Genomic DNA, 19,462 nt, shown 5'->3' on the forward strand with positions numbered 1-19,462 from the left:
GTGAGCCGACTCGTCTACGGTCTCCAGCCGGTCCGCGAGGCGATCCGCGCGCACGGCGCCCGGGTCGGCTGGGTCCTCGTCCAGCGCGACGGCGGCCCGAAGCTCGACGCGCTCGCGCGCCTCGCGGAGGGCCAGGGCATCCCGACCGAGCGCGCGCCCCGCGGCGAGCTCGATCGCCGCAGCGCCGGCGGCCGCCACCAGGGCGCCGTCGCGTCGGCGCCCGAGCTCCAGATCGTCGGGGTCGACGCGATCCCGGTCGTCGAGGAGGGCCAGCCCGGCGTCGGCACCATCACGGTGGCGCTCGACGGCGTGATGGACCCCCAGAATTTCGGCGCGGTGATCCGCAGCGCCGTCGCCCTCGGTGCGCGGGCGATCCTGTGGCCCGAGCACAGCTCGGCGCCGCTCACGCCGGCGACGTTCCGCGCGTCTGCAGGCGCGATCGAGCACGCGAGGCTCTGCCGTGTCCGCTCCTTGCCCGACGCGCTGGAGTCGCTCGCCGCCCGGGGTGTCGCCGCGATCGCGCTCGACGCCCAGGGCCCGGTCGAGCTCGGCGAGCTGCCCCTGACCGGCCCGGTCGCGATCGTCATCGGCGCCGAGGACAAGGGCACGCGCCGCTCGGTCCGCCGCGTCTGCCAGTACGTGGCCCGGCTCCCCATGACCGGCCCCATCGCCTCGCTGAACGCCTCGGTCGCCGGCGCGATCGCGCTCTACGAAGTCGTCCGGCAGCGCCGCGCGCCCCGCGCGTAGCCCGAGGCCGCCAGCGCTCGTCGCATCGCCCGCGCGCCGCCTCGGCGGACGCGCGGCGCGCGCGCTGCGCGAGCGCGCGGCCGGCGCCGTAGGCCCATTCCCGAGGGCTCCCCGGGACCTCCAGCGATCGAGCCCGCGCAATGGGACCGGGCTCGGCGCAACGCGCGCTCCGAGGTCGTCCGGAAGCGCCGTAAGACCATTCCTGATTTCGGACAAATTATCAACAAATTTGCATAGATACGCGCAGCATCTGAAGTAGGTTCGAGCACAGGGGCCATCGCTGAACAGGTTCGCAGCAGGACGGCCGATTGAATCCATTCAATGGATCGACAAAAAGAATCCACACCCCCCTCGAAAAGTTGAGTCGTTGCGAGGGGTTACCCCTGTGGACTCACCCTTTTCTGCGCGGTAATCCGGAATGGCTCGAGGGATGGTTCAAGAATCGACGGCCTCTCGGCAAGCGGCTGGATCGGCTCAGCTTCCGGCTGGAAGCGACCGGAGGCGGGCGAGCACGCGGGCCACGCGGCGCGCGACCTCGACCAGGTCGGCTTCGGTCGTGTCCTCGCCGATCGAGAAGCGCACGGCGGAGGCCGCGCGCTCGGGTCCGAGCATCGCGGTGAGGACCGGGGACGGCTCGGCGGTCCCGGCGCTGCAGGCCGCGCCGCTGGACACGGCGACGCCCTCCAGGTCGAGCGCGGCGCAGAGCTCGTCGCCGCGCCAGCCGGGCCAGGAGAGGTTCGCGACGTGGGAGGCGCGCGCGCCCTCCCCGTTGCGGACCGGCGGAGCGCCGGCGGCGCGCCCAACCTGGGTGAGCTCGGCCTCGAGGCGATCGCGGAGCGGGGCGAGCGCCGCGTACCGGGCGGGGGCGCCGAGCGCTCGACGGGCGGCGACGGCGAAGCCGGCCGCGGCCACCGGGTCCTGCGTGCCGGGCCGCAGCCCGCGCTCCTGGGCGCCGCCGAGCAGGACGGGCCGGAGCCGGATGCCGGGCCGCACCGCGAGGGCGCCGATCCCCTTCGGGCCGCGGATCTTGTGGGCCGCGACCGACACGAGATCCGCCCCGGCCCACGCCTCGGGCGGCAGGCGCCCCACCGCCTGGACGGCGTCCACGTGGAGCCGCGCCCCGCGGGCGTGGACGATCGCCGCCGCCTCGGCGACCGGCTGGACGACGCCCGTCTCGTGGTTGACCGCCTGGAGGCTGACGAGCCGCACCGGCGCGACCGCCGCCGCCCGGTCGATGGCGGCGGCGATCGCCTCCGGCGCGACCCGGCCGGACGGCTCGGGATCGACCCAGGCGACGTGTACACCGCGGCCGGCGAGCCCCTCCGCGGCGCGGGTCACCGACGGGTGCTCGATCCGCGAGACCACGAGCGCGCCGTGGAGCCGCCCGGCGGCCGCCCCCCCGGACGCACCCGCTCCCGCGGCCGGCTCCCCGGCCGCGCCCGCACCGGCCGCGCCTGCCGCAGCCTCGTCGCCGAAGGCGTGCAGCAGCGCCAGGTTGTTGGCCTCGGTCCCGCCCGAGGTGAGGGTCACGTCGCGCGCGTCGAAGCCGGTGAGCCGGGCGACCGCCTCCCGCGCCTGCTCGATGAACGCGCGCGCCCGCCGCCCCGGTCCGTGCACGCTCGCCGGGTTGGCCCAGGCCACCTCGGCGGCGGCCTGCATCGCCGCGAGGACCTCGGGGTGCGGCGGCGTCGTGGCGTTCCAGTCGAGGTAGATGACGCTGGAGGCAGGGCGCATCAGGCCGACGAATCGATGGGCGGCGACGAGGGCGGGCCGAGCCGGCCCGGCGAGCTGCCGTCGTCCTGGAAGGGCGCCCGCCGAGCGACGGTCAGGTAGAACGCGGAGCCGGTGAGCGCCTCGCCCTCGATGACCTCGTTGCTGGGCGAGACGACGCGCACGTCGCCGCCGAGCCCGCGGGCGGTGCGCCGCGCGATCGCGAGCCCGACGCCGACGCCGCCGTAGGCGCGCGTGGCCGAGCCGTCGACCTGGTAGAACGGCTCGAAGATGCGCGGCTGGCGGTCGGGCTTGACCCCGGGCCCGGTGTCCGCGACGCAGAGCTCGTAGTGCCCCGACTGGAGCACGCTGACCCGCACGCCCGCGGTGCCGCCGGCCGGCGTGAACTTCGCGGCGTTCTCGAACAGCTGGATCATCGCCCGCTGCAGCCGGCCCGCGTCGCCCCAGGCGGGCAGCGGGCCGCGCGGGAGATCCTCGACGAGCTGGACCTTCCCCTCGGCGAAGCGGTCGGCCACCTGCGCGAGGGCGCGCCGCGTGGTGTCGAGGAAGTCGTACTCCGAGTGCATGAAGCGCATCCGGCCCGTCTCGATGCCGGTCACGTCGAGCAGGTTGTCGATGAGCGACCGGAGCCTGCGCACGCAGTCCTCCATCGCGAGCAGCGCCTTCTTCTGCGCCTTGTTGAGCGGGCCGAGCTCCTCGTCGGCGAGCAGCTTCACGTACCCGACGATCGGGGTCATCGGGGTCGCGAGCTCGTGCGAGATGTTGCGGTAGAACTCGGTGCGCGCGGCGTCGAGCTCGCGCAGCCGGGCGTTGGCGCGCGAGAGCTCGGCCACCTTCTGCTCGAGGTGGGCGACGATGCGCTGGCTCTGCTCGCGCAGCCGGAGCGGCCCCTGCGACGCGGGGAGCTCCTCGCGCGCGCCGCTGAGGTAGCGGGCGATGACGGCCGAGAAGGAGCGCGCGTCGATCGGCTTCTGGAGGAAGCCGTCGCAGCCGACGGCGAGGCTCGTGTCGCGGTCGCCCTCGGCGGTGATCGCCACGATCGGGACGCCGGCGAGCGACGCCTCGCCGCGCAGGCGCAGGGTGACCTCGAACCCGTCGAGGCCGGGGATGTTCAGATCGACGAGGACGAGATCCGGGCGGTGCGCGCAGGCGAGGCGCACCCCTTCGAGCCCGTCGGCGGCCTCGAGGACCTCGTAGCCGGCGCTCTGGAGCAGCTTGCGGACGAGCAGGCGGTTCGCGGGATCGTCCTCGATGTGAAGTATCTTCGACATGGGCTCTGCGTGCGGATAGTAGTCACGAACGGCGGGGTTCAGGCACGTTCTGCGCTACTTTCCACCGCCTGACCAGGCGCGCCGGCGCGATCCGGGCCCCGGTTCGTCCGCTTGGGGCGCTCGCTTGCAACGAGCTTGTTCCTCCGCGCTCGCTGAGCCCGTCGGCGGCCCTCGCGGAGCTCGTGCCCGGCGCGCGCCGAGCGGGTTGCCACGCGCGCCGAGCGGGTTGCCACGCGCGCCGAGCGGGTTGCCACGCGCGCCGAGCGGGTTGACGAGCGGCGGCGCCCATCCAATACGGGGGGCCGCCATGCTCGGCTCCTTCAAGTTCGACCGCGCCGTCACGGCGGCGCGCTGCTTCTCGTCCCCCCGGCTCCTCCGGCGCTCCCGATGACGACCACGCACCAGCAAGAGAGCGAGGCCGCGGGCGCAAGCGTCGGCGGCGGAGAGGCCGAACACCTCCCTCGGCCGGAAGCGCCGCCCGGCGCGGGCGCGCCGCGCGAGGGCGCCGGCGCCGCGGCGCGGCCGCTGCCCGCGCGCCTCTCCTACGGGCTCGCGGCGCTCTCCGGCCTGTTCTACTTCCTCGGGTTTCCGGGGATGGACCTCTGGCCGATCTCGTTCTTCGGCCTCGTCCCGCTGATCGTGGCGCTGCGCGGGCAGACGCCGGGGCGCGCGGCGCTGCTCGGCTGGATCGCCGGCTTCGTCATGACGATGACCGGCTTCTACTGGCTGCTCGAGATGCTGCGGGTGTTCAGCGGATTCCCCACGATCCTCTGCGCGCTCTTCATGGCCATCCTCTGCGCCTACCAGGCCGGACGGATCGCCCTCTGCGGCTGGCTCTACGGGCGGGCCGAGGCGCGCGGGTGGCCGGGCGCCGTGGCGTTCGCGCTCGCGTTCGTGACCAGCGAGCTCGTCTATCCGCTGCTCTTCCCCTGGTACTACGGCGCCTCGGTCCACAACGCGCCGGTCATGGGCCAGGTCGCGGATCTCGGCGGCCCCTACCTCGTCGGGCTGGTGCTTGTCGCCGCCAACCTCGCCATCGCCGAGCTGGTGAGCTTCCGGCTCGATCGCGCGCCGCGCGCGGGCGGCGGCGCCGGCCCGCAACCCGGCCGCCCGCTCCGCCGCGCGGTCGTCGCGGTGGGCGTCGCGGCCCCCGCCCTCGCGGCCGTGTACGGCGTGATCCGGATGCGCGCCGTGGACGCGGCCGCCGCCGCGGCCGAGCCGATCAAGATCGGGATCGTCCAGCCGAACCTCGCGCTCTTCGACCGGCGGAACGCGCTCAAGATCCACGTGGACCGCACCCGGGCGCTCGCGAAGCAGGGCGCGGGGCTCGTCGTGTGGAGCGAGGCCGGCGTGCCGCAGGCCTTCCGCGAGTCGTCGTACAAGAACGACGTCCAGCGGTCGCTCACGAGCCGCCTCGGCGTCCCCACCGTGGTCGGCACGGTCATCCACCGGCTCCCGGCCGATCGGAACGAGCGCGGCGTGAGCTTCAACACGGCGCTGATGGCCGGCGACGAGGGCGAGATCCTCGGGCGCTACGACAAGCAGTACCTGCTCGCGTTCGGGGAGTACCTCCCGCTCGGCGAGGCGGTCCCGTACCTCTACACGCTGTCGCCGAACTCGGGCCGCTTCAGCCCCGGCACGTCGCTCGCCCCGCTCGAGTGGGACGGGCACCGGCTCGCGGCGATGATCTGCTACGAGGACATCCTGCCGCACTTCGTGAACAAGCTCGTCGCCGCGGGCGACCCCGACCTGCTCGTCAACCTCACGAACGACGCCTGGTTCGGCAACACGACGGAGCCGTGGATCCACCTCGCGCTCGCGAAGATGCGCTCCATCGAGCACCGCCGCTACCTCGTGCGCGCCACGAACAGCGGCGTCTCCGCGATCGTCGACCCGGTCGGCCGGGTCGTCGCGCACAGCGACACCTTCAAGGAGCAGTCGCTGCTCGGCGAGGCGCGGTTCATGCGCGCGCAGACCGTCTACGGGACCGTGCAGGACATCCCGTGGTACGTCGCCGCGGCCGTGAGCGCCGCGATGGCGCTGTTCACGCGGCCGGAGCGCTGGCGCCTCCGCAGCGCCGCGCGCTGAGCCTCACCTCCGCGGCGCGCTGGGCCGCGCCGCGCCGCGCTGAGCCTCACCTCCGCGGCGCGGCGCGCCCGCGTCAGATCTTCATCGCCTTCTTGAAGCGCTTCGCGTCGGCGAACATGTCGACGTTCGTGAACACGTACGTCGCGTCGTCGTGCTTCGCGCCGCGCGCGATCTCCGCGAGCCGCTCGATCGCCGGATCCTCGTAGCGCGACTTGTGCCCCGCCGGGCCGTGCAGGCGGTAGTAGGCCACCTTCAGCCGCGAGAGCCCCGCGGTCAGCGGATCGCGCGCGGCCAGGGCGCCGACCTCCTGGGTGAGCTCGTCGCTCTCGTCCGGATCCCACCCCGGGGGCGGCTCGAAGACGACGCGCTCGAAGCGCTTCTTCACGTTGACCAGGAACTCGCGCAGGATCGCCTTGTTCGCGCGCGTCGGCGCGAACTCCGGGGGACCGACGAAGACGGCGCTCTTCGCCTCGAGCTCGTCCGCCACGGCCTCGATGCTCTTCAGCGCCGTCTCGATCACCTTGCCGTCCCTGAAGCCCTCCTGCCCGATCTCGCGCGGACCGAGCAGGGCGAAGCGAAAGCCGACCGGAGCTTCGCGCCGCCAGCGCCGGATCGTTCCAGGTCCCGGGAGGGACACATGGGTCTCCTGCACCTCCACGAACATGAACTCGCGGAAATAGCGCGTCGCTGGGACGGGGAAACCGGCGCAGCCGACGGTAATCATCGCCCCCACCCTAGCCCACGCGCGCGCCGGCGAGAAGCCGGACCGATGGATTTCTCGATCGGCCCCGCCTGGCCCCCGCCGGCGAGCCCGAGCCGCGGGGCCGCGGGGGGCCCGCTCACTCTTTCCCCTCGCGCTCGGGCGCGGCGGCGGGCTGGGCGCCCGGCCGCGCCCCGCCCGCTCCACCGGCCTCGGCGCGCTCGAACGGCAGCGCCAGCGCGGCGGCGCCGCCGGTCGCGCGATCGAGCTTCCGCCGCAGCCGGGCTCGGCGGCGCGCCTGCGCGGGCTCGGGCTCGGCGGTGCCCTGGTCGGCCAGGTCGAGGGCGCGGGCGAAGGCGCGCACGTGGTGCTCGTACAGCTTCGCCAGCTCGAGGCGCACCGCGGGGTCGTCGATCTCGGCGGCGAGCGCCTCGTAGTCCGAGAGCGCCCGCGCCTTGTCCCCGCGCGCCTTCGCGATGTCGCCGCGCGCGCGGCGCGCCGCCGCGCCGCCGCCGCGCTCGACGGCCGCGTCCGCGAGCTCGGCCGCGCGCTCGAGCGCGCCCGCCCTCCGCAGCGTGGCCGCCACGCCGGCGAGATCGCCGGCGGCGAGGCTGCCGAGGGGCTCGCCGTAGAGGCCGACCAGCGCGACCATCGCGAGCACGTCGGCCGCGTTGTGCTCGACGACGCCGAGCAGCGCCTCCTCGTCGCCCGTGCGCAGGAAGTGGGCGTAGCACGCGACGATCTCGCCGCCGGGCACGTCCCCGACGCGCACCCGGCCGAGCACGTCGTGCTCCAGGGCGATCAGCGTGCGCGTCTTCAGCCGGGCCTTGTGGATGCGGCGGGCGACGTGGACGAGGTCGAGGTGCGGCAGCTCCGGCGGCGGCGGCAGGCGGTTCATCACGTAGCGCGTGCGCAGGAGCGGCAGGTCGAACGCCTTGCCGTTGTACGTGATGATCATCGAGGCTCCGGCGAGGCGCTCGGCGAGGCGGCGCAGGATCGGCTCCTCCTCGCCGAGGCGGCGCAGGAGGAGCTGCTCCATGACGAAGCCGTCGGACGAGGGCTCGCCGAGCGGCCCCGCGCTCGCCGCCCCGGGGTCGAACCAGGCGAGGCCGATCAGGAACGGCACGGTGCCCGTGCCGCCGGCGAGGCCCGTGGTCTCGGTGTCGAGGAACAGCGCCTTCCGCACGTCGCAGCCGGCGAGCGCGGGATCGAGCGCGAGCAGCGCGAGCAGCGCCGGATCGGCGTCGCGCGCGGCGACGAGCGGGGCGCGGCCGACGCGGGCCGCGGCGAGCGAGCGGGTGCGGCTCACGTAGAGCGGCCCGCCGGGCGTCTGCTCGACGTGGAACGGGAGCTCGCCGCGCGCCGGATCGGCCCGCGGCGTCGGCGGCGCGCCCCGGGCGACGATGCGGGAGATGCGGTCGCGCAGCTCGTCGAGCGACGGCCGAGCGCCGCCCCCCGCGGGCGCGCCCGGCGCCGCCGCCCGCGGCCGCGCCGCCTCGGCCGGCGCGGCCGCGGCCGGGACCGCGCCAGCGGCGGCCGAGACCGCGCCAGCGGCGGCCGAGACCGCCGCCGCGGCGGCCGAGACCGCCGCCGCGGCGGCCGCATCGCAGGGCGCCGGCGGCGCGGGCGGAGGGGCGGATGCCCGGTCGTCCTCCGCGGCGGGCTCGCGGGCGAGGGGCGCCGGCGCGGGGGCGAGCGGCGCGCTGCCCCGCCGCTCCGCCGGGAGCGGCCCGAGCCGCGCGAGCTTCGACTTGAACGACGTCATCGGCCGGCCGCGAGACTTCCACGCCGGGCACTGCGCATCAAGTCAGTGGTCCGGCGCGGCCGAGCTTCGCCCGGATCGCGGCGAGCACCTCGTCGGCCTGGCGCTCGGTCGCGGCGCGATCGCCGGCGTTGTCGATGACGTGGTCGGCGACCGCGACCTTGCTGGCGAGCGGCAGCTGCGCGGCGAGCCGGGCGCGCACCTGCTCCTCGGTCGCGCCGTCCCGCGCCACCGCGCGCGCGATCTGGACGGCCTCGGGCACCGCGACGACAACGAGCGGGCGGAACGCGTCGGCGACCCCGTTCTCGACGAGGAGCGCCGCCTCGTAGCACGCGAGCGGCTCGCCTCGCGCCTCGATCGCGGCGGCGCGCTCCAGGAGGAGCGCCCCGATGCGCGGGTGCACGATCGCGTTCAGCCGCCGGCGCTTGTCCGGATCGTCGAAGACGATCGCGGCGACGCGCGCGCGATCGAGCGAGCCGTCCGGCGAGAGCACCTCCGGACCGAAGGCGCGGACCACCTCGGCGAGCCCCTCGGTCCCCTTCGCGACCACGTCGCGGGCGAGCGCGTCGGCGTCGATCACCGGGAGCCCCAGCGCACGAAACCGCGCCGCCACCGTGCTCTTGCCGGAGCCGAGGCCGCCGGTGAGCCCGAACAGGACGAGCCCCATCGACGCTTCACCCCCCGCCGGGAGCGAACCGCGCTCCCACACCGCCACCCCACCCCGACATACCGCCACAACGCGTCGCGTCAGCACCGGCTTTCGCCGGCCGGTGGCTGGAATTTTTCCGCTGGAGATCGACGGATCGCCGCAACGCCGGGGAAACGATGGCGGCGCCGGCGCCGAGCCCCGGCCGGGAGCGCCTGCTCTCCTCGTGACCACCCATGACCCGAGCCTACCCCAGCGGGGGGCGTGGCCGTCGAGTTTCCGCGCCGTCGGCGCTTAAGAAGTCCGCTTCTCCGGGAATGCAACTACCATAACGGGGTGGTGGCAAAGATCGATGACCGGCCGGAGTCGAGCCTGCACGCCGCGTTCGATCGCTCGGACGCGCACCGCGGCTCGCCGGACAAACAGCTTGCTGCGTGGCTGTCCGAGGTCGACGTCGGCCTGATCGAGGTCGACGCCGAGCAGCGCATCGTGCGCTGCAACGGCGCGGCGGAGCGGTTGACCGGCTGGTCGATCGTTGAAGCGCGCGGCGCGCTGCTCGATCGCGTTCTCCGCCTGATCCCGGCGGCGGGCACGACGAGCGGAGATCCGGACATCGACGTCGGAGAGATGAACGAGCTGTTCGACGAGGGCGCGCCCGCGAAGCCCGCGCCGCCGCCCGGGCTCACGCCGCGGCGCGAGCCGGTGGTGCCGCTCTCGCCGGTGATCATCGACGAGGGCGCGCTGCGCACGCCGGGCGCGCCGCTCGCCGCGCCCGAGGCGGCCGCGGCGAGCCGGCCGCCGGCGCGGTACACCGCGCTGCTCGAGCGCCGCGACGGCTCCGTGATCCCGATCCTCCACACGATCGGCGCCGTCGCCGCGCGGCCCGCGCGCGAGGGCCACCGCGACTCGAAGCCGCCGCCGCCGCCCGGGCAGATCATCCTGTTCCGCGAGCTCGGCGCGCCGGGGCCCCTGCCGATCCACCCGGCCAAGCCCCGCTACGACGCGCTCACGCGCCTCCTCGATCGGTACGCGATCATCGATCGCATCGAGGAGGCGCTGAACGACTGCCGGAAGACCGGGACGCCGTACGCGCTCTGCTACATCGACCTGGATCGCTTCCGGCTCGTCAACGCGACGTGCGGCCATGAGGCGGGCGACGATCTGCTCCAGTGGGTCGCGACGCGCGTGCACGAGATCGTCGGACCGAAGGACGCGGCCGGGCGGATCGGCGGCGACGAGTTCGTCCTCTTGCTCGCGGACAAGAGCGAGCGCGAGGCGGAGCGCATCGCGCGCGATCTGCAGATCTGCTTGCTCGAGTTCCGGTTCGGGTGGGCGGAGAAGACGTTCTCGATCGGCGCGAGCATCGGGCTCGTGGTGCTGACGCCGCACTTCGAGCGGGCGGTCGACGTGCTCGGCGCCGCCGATCACGCGTGCCGGATCGCGAAGGAGAACGGGCGCGGGCGGCTGCAGGTCTACCTCGACGACCAGCAGATGACGACGAGCCGGCGCTCGATGCAGTGGGTCGCGAGCCTGCAGCGCCACCTGGCCGAGGGGCGGCTCCGGCTCTACTCGCAGGGCATCCACCCGCTCGTGAAGCCGGGCGCGCCCCACACCCCGCGCGGCGCGCACTTCGAGGTGCTCGTGCGGCAGCTCGGCGAGGACGGCCGGTTCTACTCGCCGGTCGGCATCATCCAGGCGGCGGAGCAGAGCGGCCTCATCCACGTCATCGATCGCTACGTCGCGCGGCAGGCGTTCCGGCTGATCGGCGCGCTGCCGCAGCACGCGCTGCGGCGCCTCGACACGTGCTCGATCAACCTGTCGGGCGTGTCGCTCCTGCGCGAGGGCCTGCTCGACTTCCTGGTCGAGCAGCTGCACCGGGCGCAGGTGCCGCCGAGCAAGATCTGCTTCGAGATCACCGAGACCGCGGCGCTCGCCAACCTCGGCGAGGTGCTGTGGTTCATGCAGGAGCTCGGCGCCATGGGGTGCCGGTTCGCGATCGACGACTTCGGCAGCGGGCACGCGTCGTACGGCTACCTGGAGAGCCTGCCGGTCGACTACGTGAAGATCGACGGCATGTTCGTGCGCGACCTGCAGGACAACACGCTCCACCGCGCGATCGTGGAGTCGGTGCACCGCATCGGCGACACGCTCGGCATCAAGACCGTCGCCGAGCAGGTCGAGAACCAGGAGATCGCCGATCTGCTCACGTCGATGGGCATCCACTACGCGCAGGGGTGGCACTTCGACAAGCCGCAGCCGCTCGTCGACCTCTGCGCGTCGCTGCGGGCCCATGGCGACCCGAGCGATCCCGACCCGACCGGCGGCGCGCCAGAGGGCCGCTGACGGCGCGGGCGCGTCGAGGGCCGGTGACGGCGCGGGCGCGTCGAGGGCCGCCGCGGGCGCCCCGGCGGGCCGCGCCGGCCGCGCGACGTCGTCAGCCGAGCACGGCCGACGACGTCGCGAGGGTGACGCCGGCGGCCCGCATCTCGGCGAGCGCGGCGGCGACGCCGGCCTCGGTGATGCCGGCGACGGCGTCGGTCAGGACCGTCGCGCGGTAGCCGCGCTGGGCGAGGCCGAGGGCGGCGGCGCGGACGCAGTAGTCGGTCGCGACGCCGTAGACGACGAGCTCCGGCGCGCCGCCGAGCGCCGCGGCGAGGTCGCGCAGGAAGCCCTCGGCGAGGGGGTTCGCGAACAGGCTGTAGACCTCCTTCTCGAAGTAGACCGCGTGGGTCTTGCCCGTCGCGAGCTCGCGCACCGCGGCGTCGATCGGCGCCCCTGCGACGTTCGGCAGGAAGCGGAAGCGCGGCGGCAGCGTCCCCTCGACCTTGAGCCAGCCCGGCGTCCCCTTCACGCAGTGGTCGGGGAAGCCCGGCTTTTCGCCCTCGGGCGCCGGGGTGTCGTTCGACCCGAACTCCCACGCGTCCCACGCGTGCGAGTCGACCGAGCCGACGATCGGGATCCCGTGCGCGACGGCGTGCTCGGTGAGCCGCCGGAACAGCGCGTTCGGCGAGCCCTTCACGTAGAGCGCGCCGGTCTCGTCGCAGAAGTCGCGCTGCACGTCGACGTCGACGAACACCCTCGGGTGCGGAGCTTGCCGGGTCGGATCGCCACTCGCCATGTCCTCTCTCCTCTCGCGTTCCCTCGAAGGGCGCGCGCCGCCCCGCGGCCTCGCCGCGCGGCGCCCCGCTCGCCCTCGCTATCCTGCGCCGGCGACGACGCGGGCGCGCACCGCCTCGACGAGCGCGCCGAGCCGCGGCGACACCTCGGCCGCGAAGGGCGCGCCCGGCGCGGGGTCGTCGTCGATGCGCCGCAGCGCGTCCGGCAGCCCGGCGATCTCGGCGCGCACCCGCGCCCGGACGGCGTCGAGCCGCTCGGGCGGCGCGACGCGGGCGCCGCGCCTCATCACGGGCGCGAGCAGCGGCTCGGCCCCGGGGCCCGCGGGCTCGCCGTCGAGCGCGATGACGTCGCGGGCGAGCTTGCCGGCCGGGTCGCGGAAGCGGTGCACCTGGTGCGCGCCGGGCAGCGTCGCCTTCCCTTCCGAGAACTTCGCGATCGGCGTGCGCTCGCCGCCGGCGCCCGGCTCGGCGCCGCCGATCTCCACGAGCTTGTAGACGCCGCCCAGCGAGGGCGCGTCGATCGACGTCACGAGGTCCGTCCCGACGCCGTAGAGGTCGATGGGCGCCCCGGCGCGCCGGAGCTCGGCGATGCGGTGCTCGTTGAGATCGCCCGAGGCCACGATCTTCGCCGACGCGCACCCGGCGTCGTCGAGGATCTTGCGCACGGCCACGCTGAGCGCGCCGAGGTCGCCGGAGTCGATGCGCACCCCCTTCAGCTTGTCGCGCGCGACCGCGGCGGCGCGCGCGGCGCCGACGAGCGTGTCGTACGTGTCGATGAGCAGGATCGCCGCGCTCGGGAAGACGGCGACGTAGCCCTCGAACGCGGCCTCCTCGGTCGGGTGGGCCATGGTCCACATGTGCGCGGCCGTCCCGAGCACCGGGATGCCGAAGCGCATGCCGGCCTCGACGTTCGAGGTGCCGACGCAACCGACCGCGTACGCGGCCCGCGCCGCGTCGACCGCGGCCTCCGGGTGGGCCCTCCGGGTGCCGAACTCCATGACCCCCGCGTCGCCGGCGGCCAGGACGATGCGCGCGGCCTTCGACGCGATCGCGGTGGCGTAGTTGACGGCGGACAGGGCGAACGTCTCGATGAGCTGCGCCTCGATGATCGGCGCGGTGACGCGCAGGAGCGGCTCGTTCGGGAAGAACACGGTCCCCTCGGGGACGGCCCAGACGTCGCCGTGGAAGCGGAAGTCGCGCAGGTAGCTGCAGAACGCCGGCGTCATCGCGTCCGCGAGGGCGGGGAGCGCGCTCAGGTAGGCGATCTGCTCGTCGGTGAAGCGGAGCCCTTCGAGGTAGCGCACGACGCGCTCCAGGCCCATCGCCACGAGGAAGCGCCGGTGCCTGGGCAGCCGCCGCACGAAGAGCTCGCACGTCGCGACGCGCGAGGCCATGCCGCGGTGGAAGTACCCCGCCGCCATCGTCAGCTGGTAGAGGTCGGTGTGCAGCGCGTCCACCGCTCATGGCTAAAGACGCTGGACGGAAGGGTCAACCTGAAGATCGCGCCGCGGACGTATCGGTCCCTTCGCGCCGCGCGCGTTCGTTCGTCGGGGCCGGCGTGGCCGTTCGCGGGCGGCCGCGCCAGGCAGGCCGGCGCGCGGGCCGCGCGGGCCGCGCCCCCGGGGCGGCCGCGGCTGATCTAAGCTCCGCGGCCGTGGCAGCCAAGATCCTGGACGGCAAGGTGATCGCTCAGAAGGTCCGCGACGAGGTGCGGGAGGGGGTGGCGCGCTTCGCGGCCGCCCACGGCCGGCCCCCCGGCCTCGACGTGGTGCTCGTCGGCGAGGACCCGGCCAGCGTGAGCTACACGCGGAGCAAGGAGCGGATGTCGAACGAGGTCGGCATGCGAGGCCGGCTCCGCGCGCTCCCCGCCGGTACGACCGAGGCGGAGCTGCTCGCGCGCATCGCGGAGCTCAACGCGGACGACACGGTCGACGGGATCCTCGTCCAGCTGCCGCTGCCGCAGCACCTCCGCGAGCACGCCGCGCTCGACGCCATCGATCCCGCGAAGGACGTCGACGGCCTCCACCCGGTGAACGCGGGCCTGCTCGCGCTGGGGCGACCGGGCGGGCTCGCGCCGGCCACGCCGGCCGGCTGCATGCGCCTGCTCGCCGAGGCGGGCGTCCAGCTCGCCGGCGCCCGCGCGGTGGTGGTCGGCCCGAGCGACCTCGTGGGCAGGCCGATGGCGCAGCTGCTGCTCGCGCAGGGCGCGACGGTGGCGATCGCCCACGCCCACACGCGCGATCTGCCGGCGCTCTGCCGCGAGGCCGACGTCGTCGTCGCCGACGTCGGCAAGGCGAGGCTCATCCGGGGCGACTGGATCAAGGAGGGCGCCGCGGTGATCGACGCCGGCGCGAACCGCGACGACGCGGGCAAGCTCGTGGGCGACGTCGATTTCGAGGCCGCCAGGGAGCGCGCCGGCTGGATCACGCCGGTGCCGGGCGGCGTCGGCCCCATGACGATCGCCTCGCTGCTGGAGACGACGCTGCGCGCGGCGGAAGCGCGGGTCGCGAAGCGATAGCCGTGGCCGCGCCGGGCAGGGTCGCGGCGATCGGGCGGGCGGCGGCGGTCGCGGGGCTCGCCGCGCTCGCCGGCTGCGGAGACGCCGCGGAGGCCGGCGGCGCGCCGCGCGCGTCCGGCGCCGCGAGCGCGGGCGCGGGTGGGCACGGCAGCGGCGGCGCGAGCGGGACCTCGGTCGAGGCGATCCTCGGCGAGCTGCGGGAAGACCGCGACGCGGCGCTGCGCTCGCACGCGGCGCGGACCGGCTGGCCCGTCCCGGTGGACGACGGGTATCTCTTCGTCTCGACGAGCGCGAGCCTGCGCCTGCTCGCGGGCGATCACGACGGGTGGACCGGCGCCGAGATGACGCGCGACGCTGGCTTCCACTGGATCGTGCTGAACGTGCCCGCGGGCGCTCGCTACAAGCTCACGGACCGCGCCACGTGGTCGGCCGATCCCTGGTCGCGCGCGATCACCTACGACGCGTTCGGCGAGATGAGCCTCGTCGCGCCCAGCGCGGCGCACCTCGATCGCCATTTCGGCGTGGGCGACGCGGCGATGGAGCCGCGCACCGTGCGCGTGTGGGTTCCGGAGGGGGACGTGGAGCGCGTCCTCTACGTGCACGACGGCCAGAACCTCTTCGATCCGGCGGGCCCGGCGGGCGGCTGGCACCTGCAGGATCACGCGCCGCCCGGGGTGCTCCTCGTCGGCATCGACAGCACCGCGGCGCGCCTCTCCGAGTACACCCACGTCACGGATCGCATCGAGGACGGCGGCGCGCTGATCGGCGGGAGGGGCGACGCGTACGCCGACTTCGTGCGCGACACGGTCCGGCCCCTGATCCGGGCGCGCTACGGCGAGCCGGGTCCGGTCGGGATCCTGGGCTCGTCGCTCGGGGGGCTCATCAGCTTCCACGCCGCCGACCGCCACCGGGGCGAGTACGCGTTCGCCGCGAGCCTGTCCGGCACCATGGGCTGGGGCAGCATCGGGGCGGGCGTGCGCCACGAGACGATGATCGCGCGGTACGCGGCGCACGCCGAGCCGGCGGCGGCGCTCTACCTGGACTCGGGCGGCGGCGGGGACTGCGTGGACGACGACGGCGACGGCGTCGAGGACGACGACCCGAGGGCGGCCGACAACTACTGCGAGAACCGCCAGCTGCGCGGCGTGCTCGCGGGCGCGCGGTCGCCGTACGTGGAGGGCGAGAGCGTGTTCTACGCGTGGCACCCGGGGGCCGAGCACGACGAGGCGGCGTGGGCCGCGCGCGTGGCCGAGCCGCTCCGGATCTTCGAGGCGCTATGACGCGGGATCTCGAGCCGGCGCCGGAGCCCCGCGGGCCTGCCGCGGGCCTCTCTCCCGCCGGGAGCGCCGCGGCGTTCGTGGCGCGCGAGACCGCCGTGGCCAGCCCGCCGCTCGTCCCCGAGGTGAGGCTCCACCTCGCGACCGAGGTCACGCCGCTCTGGCACGCGACCGAGGCGGCGCTCGCGCGCGCGGGCGTGCCGCCGCCGTACTGGGCGTTCGCGTGGGCCGGCGGGCAGGCGCTCGCGCGGTACCTGCTCGACCGCCCCGCCGCGGTCGCGGGCAAGCGCGTGCTCGACCTCGCCGCCGGCGGCGGCATCGTCGCGATCGCCGCGGTCCTCGCCGGCGCCGCGCGCGTGAGCGCCGCCGACATCGACCCGTTCGCCGCGGCCGCGCTCGCGCTGAACGCGGCCCTGAACGGCGTCGCCGTCGACGTGATCGCGGAGGATCTCACGGCGAGCGCCGCCCGCGGCGCGTGGGACGTCATCGTGGCGGGCGACATCTTCTACGAGCGCGCCATGGTCGACCGGATGCTCCCCTGGCTGCGGCGACAGGCCGCGGGGCCGGCGGACGTGCTCGTCGGCGACCCGGGGCGCGCCTACTGCCCCTCGGAAGGCGTCGAGGAGCTCGCGCGTTGCCTCGTCCCCACGTCGCTCGACCTGGAGGGGCGCGAGACGCGCGAGGCACGGGTGCTGCGGCTGCTCCCGCTCCCCGGGGGCGCCGAGGTGGATTCAACCCACGAGGGAGAATAGGGTCTCATCATGAGTCGATCGGCGATGATCTTCGCGGGCGTCCTGCTCGCCACCGGCTGCGGGCGCGGCGCCGCGGCGCCTGGCTCCTCGTCGACGACGGCTGCGGCGTCTGGCGGCGAGCACGGGGCTCAGCCGCCCGCGGCCGCTGCCCCGGCGACCGCCCAGCCCGCGCCGCGCGCGTCGGCCCCCGACACGGCGGCGGACGCCGAGCACCAGAGCGCCGCCCCGGAGGCGTCGGGCGACCCTCGGATCGATGAAATCCGGAAGAAGTACGCGGAGATCCAGGCGGACAAAGGCCTGCAGACGAGCGAGCTCCGCATGGCCTGCCTGGGTGGCGAGGGGCGCGCCGAGGTCCAGCTGCACCAGAAGAACGGCGCTGTCTCGAAAGCCGTGCTGAAGGACATCGCCGCGGGAGACGCCGGGTCCACCTACCAGTTCTACTATGACAACGGCCGGCTCATCTTCGCCCTGAACGACGCCTTTCCCTTCGGCGAGCCCGCGAAGACACGCCTGCTGCAGCGCAGGTACTACTACCACCAGGGCAGCCCGATCCTCTGCATGAGGAAGAGCGTGGAGGGCCCCTCCGACAAGGTCGAAGCGCTGCTGAACCAGGCGCCGAACGAGCCTGTCGACTGCTCCTTCGCGCCCAAGGTCGAGCGGCTGGCTTCGCTCGTGCAGAAGGGCGCAGCAGGGATGGACGAGCTGAAGAAGCAGCTCTGCCCGCAGCCGCCCCGGCAGACCGGCCGGTAGGCGCCGCCCGGCGCCGGTGCTCACGGGTCGCCAGCTCCCCGCGCCGGGACCGCGCCATCAGCGCTTCCACCTCGAGGAGCGACCCCGGCCGCGCCGAGCCGCCCCGCGCCAAGCCAGCGCGGCCGATCGCCGAGCGCCGACGCGAGCGCCGGATCGTTCGTCGTGAGCAGCGTCGCCTTCCCTCCGGCGCGGCGCTCCGCGATGAGGTCCAGCACCACGCGCGCGCCGCCTTCATCGAGCCCGTTCGTCGGCTCGTCGAGCACGAGCAGCCACGGGTCGCCCACCAGCGCGGCGAGCAGGAGCGCGCGCTTGCGCTGCCCGAACGAGAGCCCGGAGAGGCGCTGACGAAAGAACGAGCCCGCGCCGATCCGCTCGACCCACGCGCGATCGAGCGGCGGCGCCTGCTTGAGCGCCGCCACGAGGGCGACGAGCTCGCAGACCTGCAGGTCGGGCAGCGCCTCGGTGGCGTCGGGCGCGTAGCCGAGGCGGCGCCGCGCCGCGACGCCGCCGCCGTGGACGGGATCGCCGCAGAGGACGACGGCGCCGCGATCGGGCTCCAGGAGCCCGGCGACGATCCGCAGCAAGGTCGATTTGCCGGCGCCGTTGCCGCCCATCACCACGGCCACGTCCGAGGGCCCGCAGCGGAGGTCGACGCCCGAGAGCACGTCCCTGCCCGCGAGCCGCTTGTGGATCCCCGTCGCTTCCAGCATCACCCCGCCCTCCTCTCCCCCGCCATGGCGCCGCGCGCGCGGCGCGGCGCGAGCCAGCGCGCGCCGGCGGGCCCCGCGAGCAGCGCGGCCGCCGGCGCCCAGGCCGCGAGCGCGATCTCGTCCAGCATCCACGCGGCCACGGTCGCCGCGACGACGGCGGCCAGCACCGAGAGGAGCACCCGGCTGCTGTCGCGGCCGTCCTGCCGCACGGACCAGCGCACGCAGCCGAGCGCGACCCCGGACAGGAGCAGCCCCGCGAGGCCCGCGCCGCCGAGCAGGCGCAGCGCCGCGAGGGGCGCCGCGCGGGTGAGCGCGGCGACCGCCGCCCCGTGCGCGAGCCCGAGGGCCACGAGCGGCGCGGCGACCGCGGCGGCGGCGGCGACCGCCCGGAGCGGCGCCGACGCGCCGCAGGCGTCGAGGAGCCACGCGATCCGCCGCTCCTCGCGCAGCACCGGGCCGGAGCAGCCGGCGCCCGCGCAGAGCGCGAACGGCGCGAGCGCGACGAGCGACGCGCCGGCGAGCGACGCGTCCTCGAGCGGCTCGCTGCTCCGCGCCCACGCCGCCGCGGCGAGCGCGCCGAGCAGCGTGAGCGCCCCGCCGCGCAGCAGCACCGCGCGATGGCCGCGCAGGAGCGCCGCCAGGTAAGCGAGCGAGAGCGCGAGGAGCGCGCCGCCGCGGGCGGGCGCGGCCCGCGGGATCAGCGGGAGCTCGCGGCCGGGCGGGAGCTCCGGGGCGCGGACGACGGCCCCGCGGAGCCCGAGGGCGAGCGCGGGCGCGGCGCACGCGAGCAGGAGCGGCGCCGGCGCCCCGAGCAGGATCGCGACGGCGAGCAGCGAGAGCGCCGCGAGCTCGCGGCCGCCGCGCGGCCGCGCGACGAGCATGCCGTGCGCCGCGAGCGCGGCGGCGCAGGCGGCGCCGCCGGCGAGCGGGCCGGCGCCGAACGCCCAGAGCAGCGCCCATGGGAGCTCGGCGACGGCGAGGAGCAGCGCGTGCGCGGCGAGCAGCTGGAGGCGCGGGACCGGCAGCGCGCGGAGGAAGAAGGTCGCCGGGGCGCGGAGCAGCGCGCGCGCCGCGGGCGTCCCGACGAGCAGCCACGCCGCCCACAGCGCGAGCCGGAACGGGAGCGACTGGCCCGCGAGGCCGGTGAGCTGCGCGGGGTGCATCCCGTTGCCGCCGAACACGACCGCGCCGACGACGCCGAGCCCCATGTAGAGCGGCATGGCGCGGGCGAAGGCGTCCTTGCCGGCCGTCGAGACCAGGACGCGCAGGACGAGGGCGAAGCGGCGCAGCACGTCAGGTGCTTTGTACCCGCGGCGGGCGGGCTCTTCCCACCGGAAACACGACCAGGGCCGCGCCACGCACGAACGCGACGAGGGGCCGTGGCCCCCTCGTCG

Annotated in this window: 16 protein-coding genes; 7 read left to right on the plus strand and 9 right to left on the minus strand. The window is 75.4% G+C overall.

The genetic code is table 11. The features are described 5' to 3' along the window. A complete protein-coding gene (locus NQZ70_RS22990) occupies window positions 1–747 on the plus strand; it encodes an RNA methyltransferase (RefSeq protein ID WP_129576105.1) in 747 nt (248 codons plus the stop codon). A gap of 474 nt (window positions 748–1,221) precedes the next feature. Here the strand turns inward: NQZ70_RS22990 and NQZ70_RS22995 are convergent, their stop codons facing one another. After that, complete coding sequence (locus tag NQZ70_RS22995) at window positions 1,222–2,481, minus strand: cysteine desulfurase family protein (protein ID WP_272829021.1); 1,260 nt, start codon at window positions 2,479–2,481, stop codon at window positions 1,222–1,224. Further along, entirely contained in the window at window positions 2,481–3,749 is a 1,269-nt protein-coding gene (locus NQZ70_RS23000; protein WP_129576108.1) for a hybrid sensor histidine kinase/response regulator, read from the minus strand. Before NQZ70_RS23000 ends, NQZ70_RS22995 begins: the two co-directional genes overlap by 1 nt. A gap of 387 nt (window positions 3,750–4,136) precedes the next feature. Between NQZ70_RS23000 and lnt the strand changes: the two genes are divergently transcribed. Then, entirely contained in the window at window positions 4,137–5,837 is a 1,701-nt protein-coding gene (gene lnt, locus NQZ70_RS23005; protein WP_129576109.1) for an apolipoprotein N-acyltransferase, read from the plus strand. A gap of 73 nt (window positions 5,838–5,910) precedes the next feature. Here lnt and NQZ70_RS23010 read toward each other — a convergent pair whose 3' ends face one another. From NQZ70_RS23010 to coaE, 3 genes are all read right to left on the minus strand, one after another. Continuing rightward, window positions 5,911–6,561 carry a DUF72 domain-containing protein gene (locus NQZ70_RS23010; RefSeq protein WP_129576110.1) on the minus strand — a complete coding sequence of 217 codons (651 nt, stop codon included), beginning with the start codon at window positions 6,559–6,561 and terminating at the stop codon, window positions 5,911–5,913. Window positions 6,562–6,676: 115 nt separating this feature from the next. Beyond that, on the minus strand, window positions 6,677–8,302 hold the full coding sequence (locus tag NQZ70_RS23015; protein WP_129576111.1) for a ribonuclease H-like domain-containing protein: 1,626 nt from the start codon (window positions 8,300–8,302) through the stop codon (window positions 6,677–6,679). Window positions 8,303–8,339: 37 nt separating this feature from the next. Beyond that, on the minus strand, window positions 8,340–8,966 hold the full coding sequence (gene coaE, locus NQZ70_RS23020; RefSeq protein ID WP_129576112.1) for a dephospho-CoA kinase: 627 nt from the start codon (window positions 8,964–8,966) through the stop codon (window positions 8,340–8,342). Window positions 8,967–9,284: 318 nt separating this feature from the next. Between coaE and NQZ70_RS23025 the strand changes: the two genes are divergently transcribed. Next, window positions 9,285–11,288, plus strand: coding sequence for a bifunctional diguanylate cyclase/phosphodiesterase (locus NQZ70_RS23025; protein ID WP_237245536.1), 2,004 nt, complete (start codon window positions 9,285–9,287; stop codon window positions 11,286–11,288). 91 nt (window positions 11,289–11,379) lie between these two features. Here NQZ70_RS23025 and NQZ70_RS23030 read toward each other — a convergent pair whose 3' ends face one another. Both NQZ70_RS23030 and NQZ70_RS23035 read right to left on the minus strand, forming a co-directional pair. Then, a complete protein-coding gene (locus NQZ70_RS23030; RefSeq protein ID WP_129576114.1) occupies window positions 11,380–12,063 on the minus strand; it encodes a cysteine hydrolase family protein in 684 nt (227 codons plus the stop codon). Window positions 12,064–12,141: 78 nt separating this feature from the next. After that, on the minus strand, window positions 12,142–13,518 hold the full coding sequence (locus NQZ70_RS23035) for a nicotinate phosphoribosyltransferase (protein ID WP_129576115.1): 1,377 nt from the start codon (window positions 13,516–13,518) through the stop codon (window positions 12,142–12,144). 197 nt (window positions 13,519–13,715) lie between these two features. Between NQZ70_RS23035 and NQZ70_RS23040 the strand changes: the two genes are divergently transcribed. Genes NQZ70_RS23040 through NQZ70_RS23055 form a run of 4 tightly spaced genes read left to right on the plus strand, consistent with a single transcriptional unit; the run spans window position 13,716 to window position 17,358 of the window. Further along, the gene (locus NQZ70_RS23040) at window positions 13,716–14,579 is read left to right on the plus strand and encodes a bifunctional 5,10-methylenetetrahydrofolate dehydrogenase/5,10-methenyltetrahydrofolate cyclohydrolase (RefSeq protein ID WP_129576116.1); all 864 of its coding nucleotides are present in this window, start codon (window positions 13,716–13,718) and stop codon (window positions 14,577–14,579) included. 2 nt (window positions 14,580–14,581) lie between these two features. Next, on the plus strand, window positions 14,582–15,859 hold the full coding sequence (locus NQZ70_RS23045) for an alpha/beta hydrolase (RefSeq protein WP_129576117.1): 1,278 nt from the start codon (window positions 14,582–14,584) through the stop codon (window positions 15,857–15,859). Further along, window positions 15,856–16,608, plus strand: a complete 753-nt coding sequence (locus NQZ70_RS23050) for a methyltransferase (protein WP_129576118.1) — start codon at window positions 15,856–15,858, stop codon at window positions 16,606–16,608. The genes NQZ70_RS23045 and NQZ70_RS23050 overlap by 4 nt, the downstream gene beginning before the upstream one ends. A gap of 9 nt (window positions 16,609–16,617) precedes the next feature. Next, complete coding sequence (locus NQZ70_RS23055; protein ID WP_129576119.1) at window positions 16,618–17,358, plus strand: hypothetical protein; 741 nt, start codon at window positions 16,618–16,620, stop codon at window positions 17,356–17,358. Window positions 17,359–17,378: 20 nt separating this feature from the next. On the opposite strand, the gene NQZ70_RS23060 is transcribed toward NQZ70_RS23055, so the two are convergent. Together NQZ70_RS23060 and NQZ70_RS23065 are read right to left on the minus strand one after the other, a co-directional pair. Beyond that, window positions 17,379–18,068 (minus strand): ATP-binding cassette domain-containing protein, encoded by a 690-nt coding sequence (locus tag NQZ70_RS23060; RefSeq protein WP_129576120.1) that lies wholly within the window; start codon window positions 18,066–18,068, stop codon window positions 17,379–17,381. Next, the gene (locus NQZ70_RS23065) at window positions 18,068–19,360 is read right to left on the minus strand and encodes a hypothetical protein (RefSeq protein WP_129576121.1); all 1,293 of its coding nucleotides are present in this window, start codon (window positions 19,358–19,360) and stop codon (window positions 18,068–18,070) included. The genes NQZ70_RS23060 and NQZ70_RS23065 overlap by 1 nt, the downstream gene beginning before the upstream one ends. Between the last annotated feature and the right edge of the window lie 102 nt (window positions 19,361–19,462).

The organism is Sorangium sp. So ce836, from assembly GCF_028553905.1.
Classification (GTDB): domain Bacteria; phylum Myxococcota_A; class Polyangia; order Polyangiales; family Polyangiaceae; genus Sorangium; species Sorangium cellulosum_D.

Excerpts from the sequence above, each read along its gene's own strand:
- lnt (WP_129576109.1), top strand. The coding sequence starts at position 4,137 with ATGACGACCACGCACCAGCAAGAGAGCGAGGCCGCGGGCGCAAGCGTC.
- NQZ70_RS22995 (WP_272829021.1), bottom strand. The coding sequence starts at position 2,481 with ATGCGCCCTGCCTCCAGCGTCATCTACCTCGACTGGAACGCCACGACG.
- NQZ70_RS23050 (WP_129576118.1), top strand. The coding sequence starts at position 15,856 with ATGACGCGGGATCTCGAGCCGGCGCCGGAGCCCCGCGGGCCTGCCGCG.
- NQZ70_RS23000 (WP_129576108.1), bottom strand. The coding sequence starts at position 3,749 with ATGTCGAAGATACTTCACATCGAGGACGATCCCGCGAACCGCCTGCTC.
- NQZ70_RS23055 (WP_129576119.1), top strand. The coding sequence starts at position 16,618 with ATGAGTCGATCGGCGATGATCTTCGCGGGCGTCCTGCTCGCCACCGGC.
- NQZ70_RS23030 (WP_129576114.1), bottom strand. The coding sequence starts at position 12,063 with ATGGCGAGTGGCGATCCGACCCGGCAAGCTCCGCACCCGAGGGTGTTC.
- coaE (WP_129576112.1), bottom strand. The coding sequence starts at position 8,966 with ATGGGGCTCGTCCTGTTCGGGCTCACCGGCGGCCTCGGCTCCGGCAAG.
- NQZ70_RS23060 (WP_129576120.1), bottom strand. The coding sequence starts at position 18,068 with ATGCTGGAAGCGACGGGGATCCACAAGCGGCTCGCGGGCAGGGACGTG.
- NQZ70_RS23015 (WP_129576111.1), bottom strand. The coding sequence starts at position 8,302 with ATGACGTCGTTCAAGTCGAAGCTCGCGCGGCTCGGGCCGCTCCCGGCG.
- NQZ70_RS23010 (WP_129576110.1), bottom strand. The coding sequence starts at position 6,561 with ATGATTACCGTCGGCTGCGCCGGTTTCCCCGTCCCAGCGACGCGCTAT.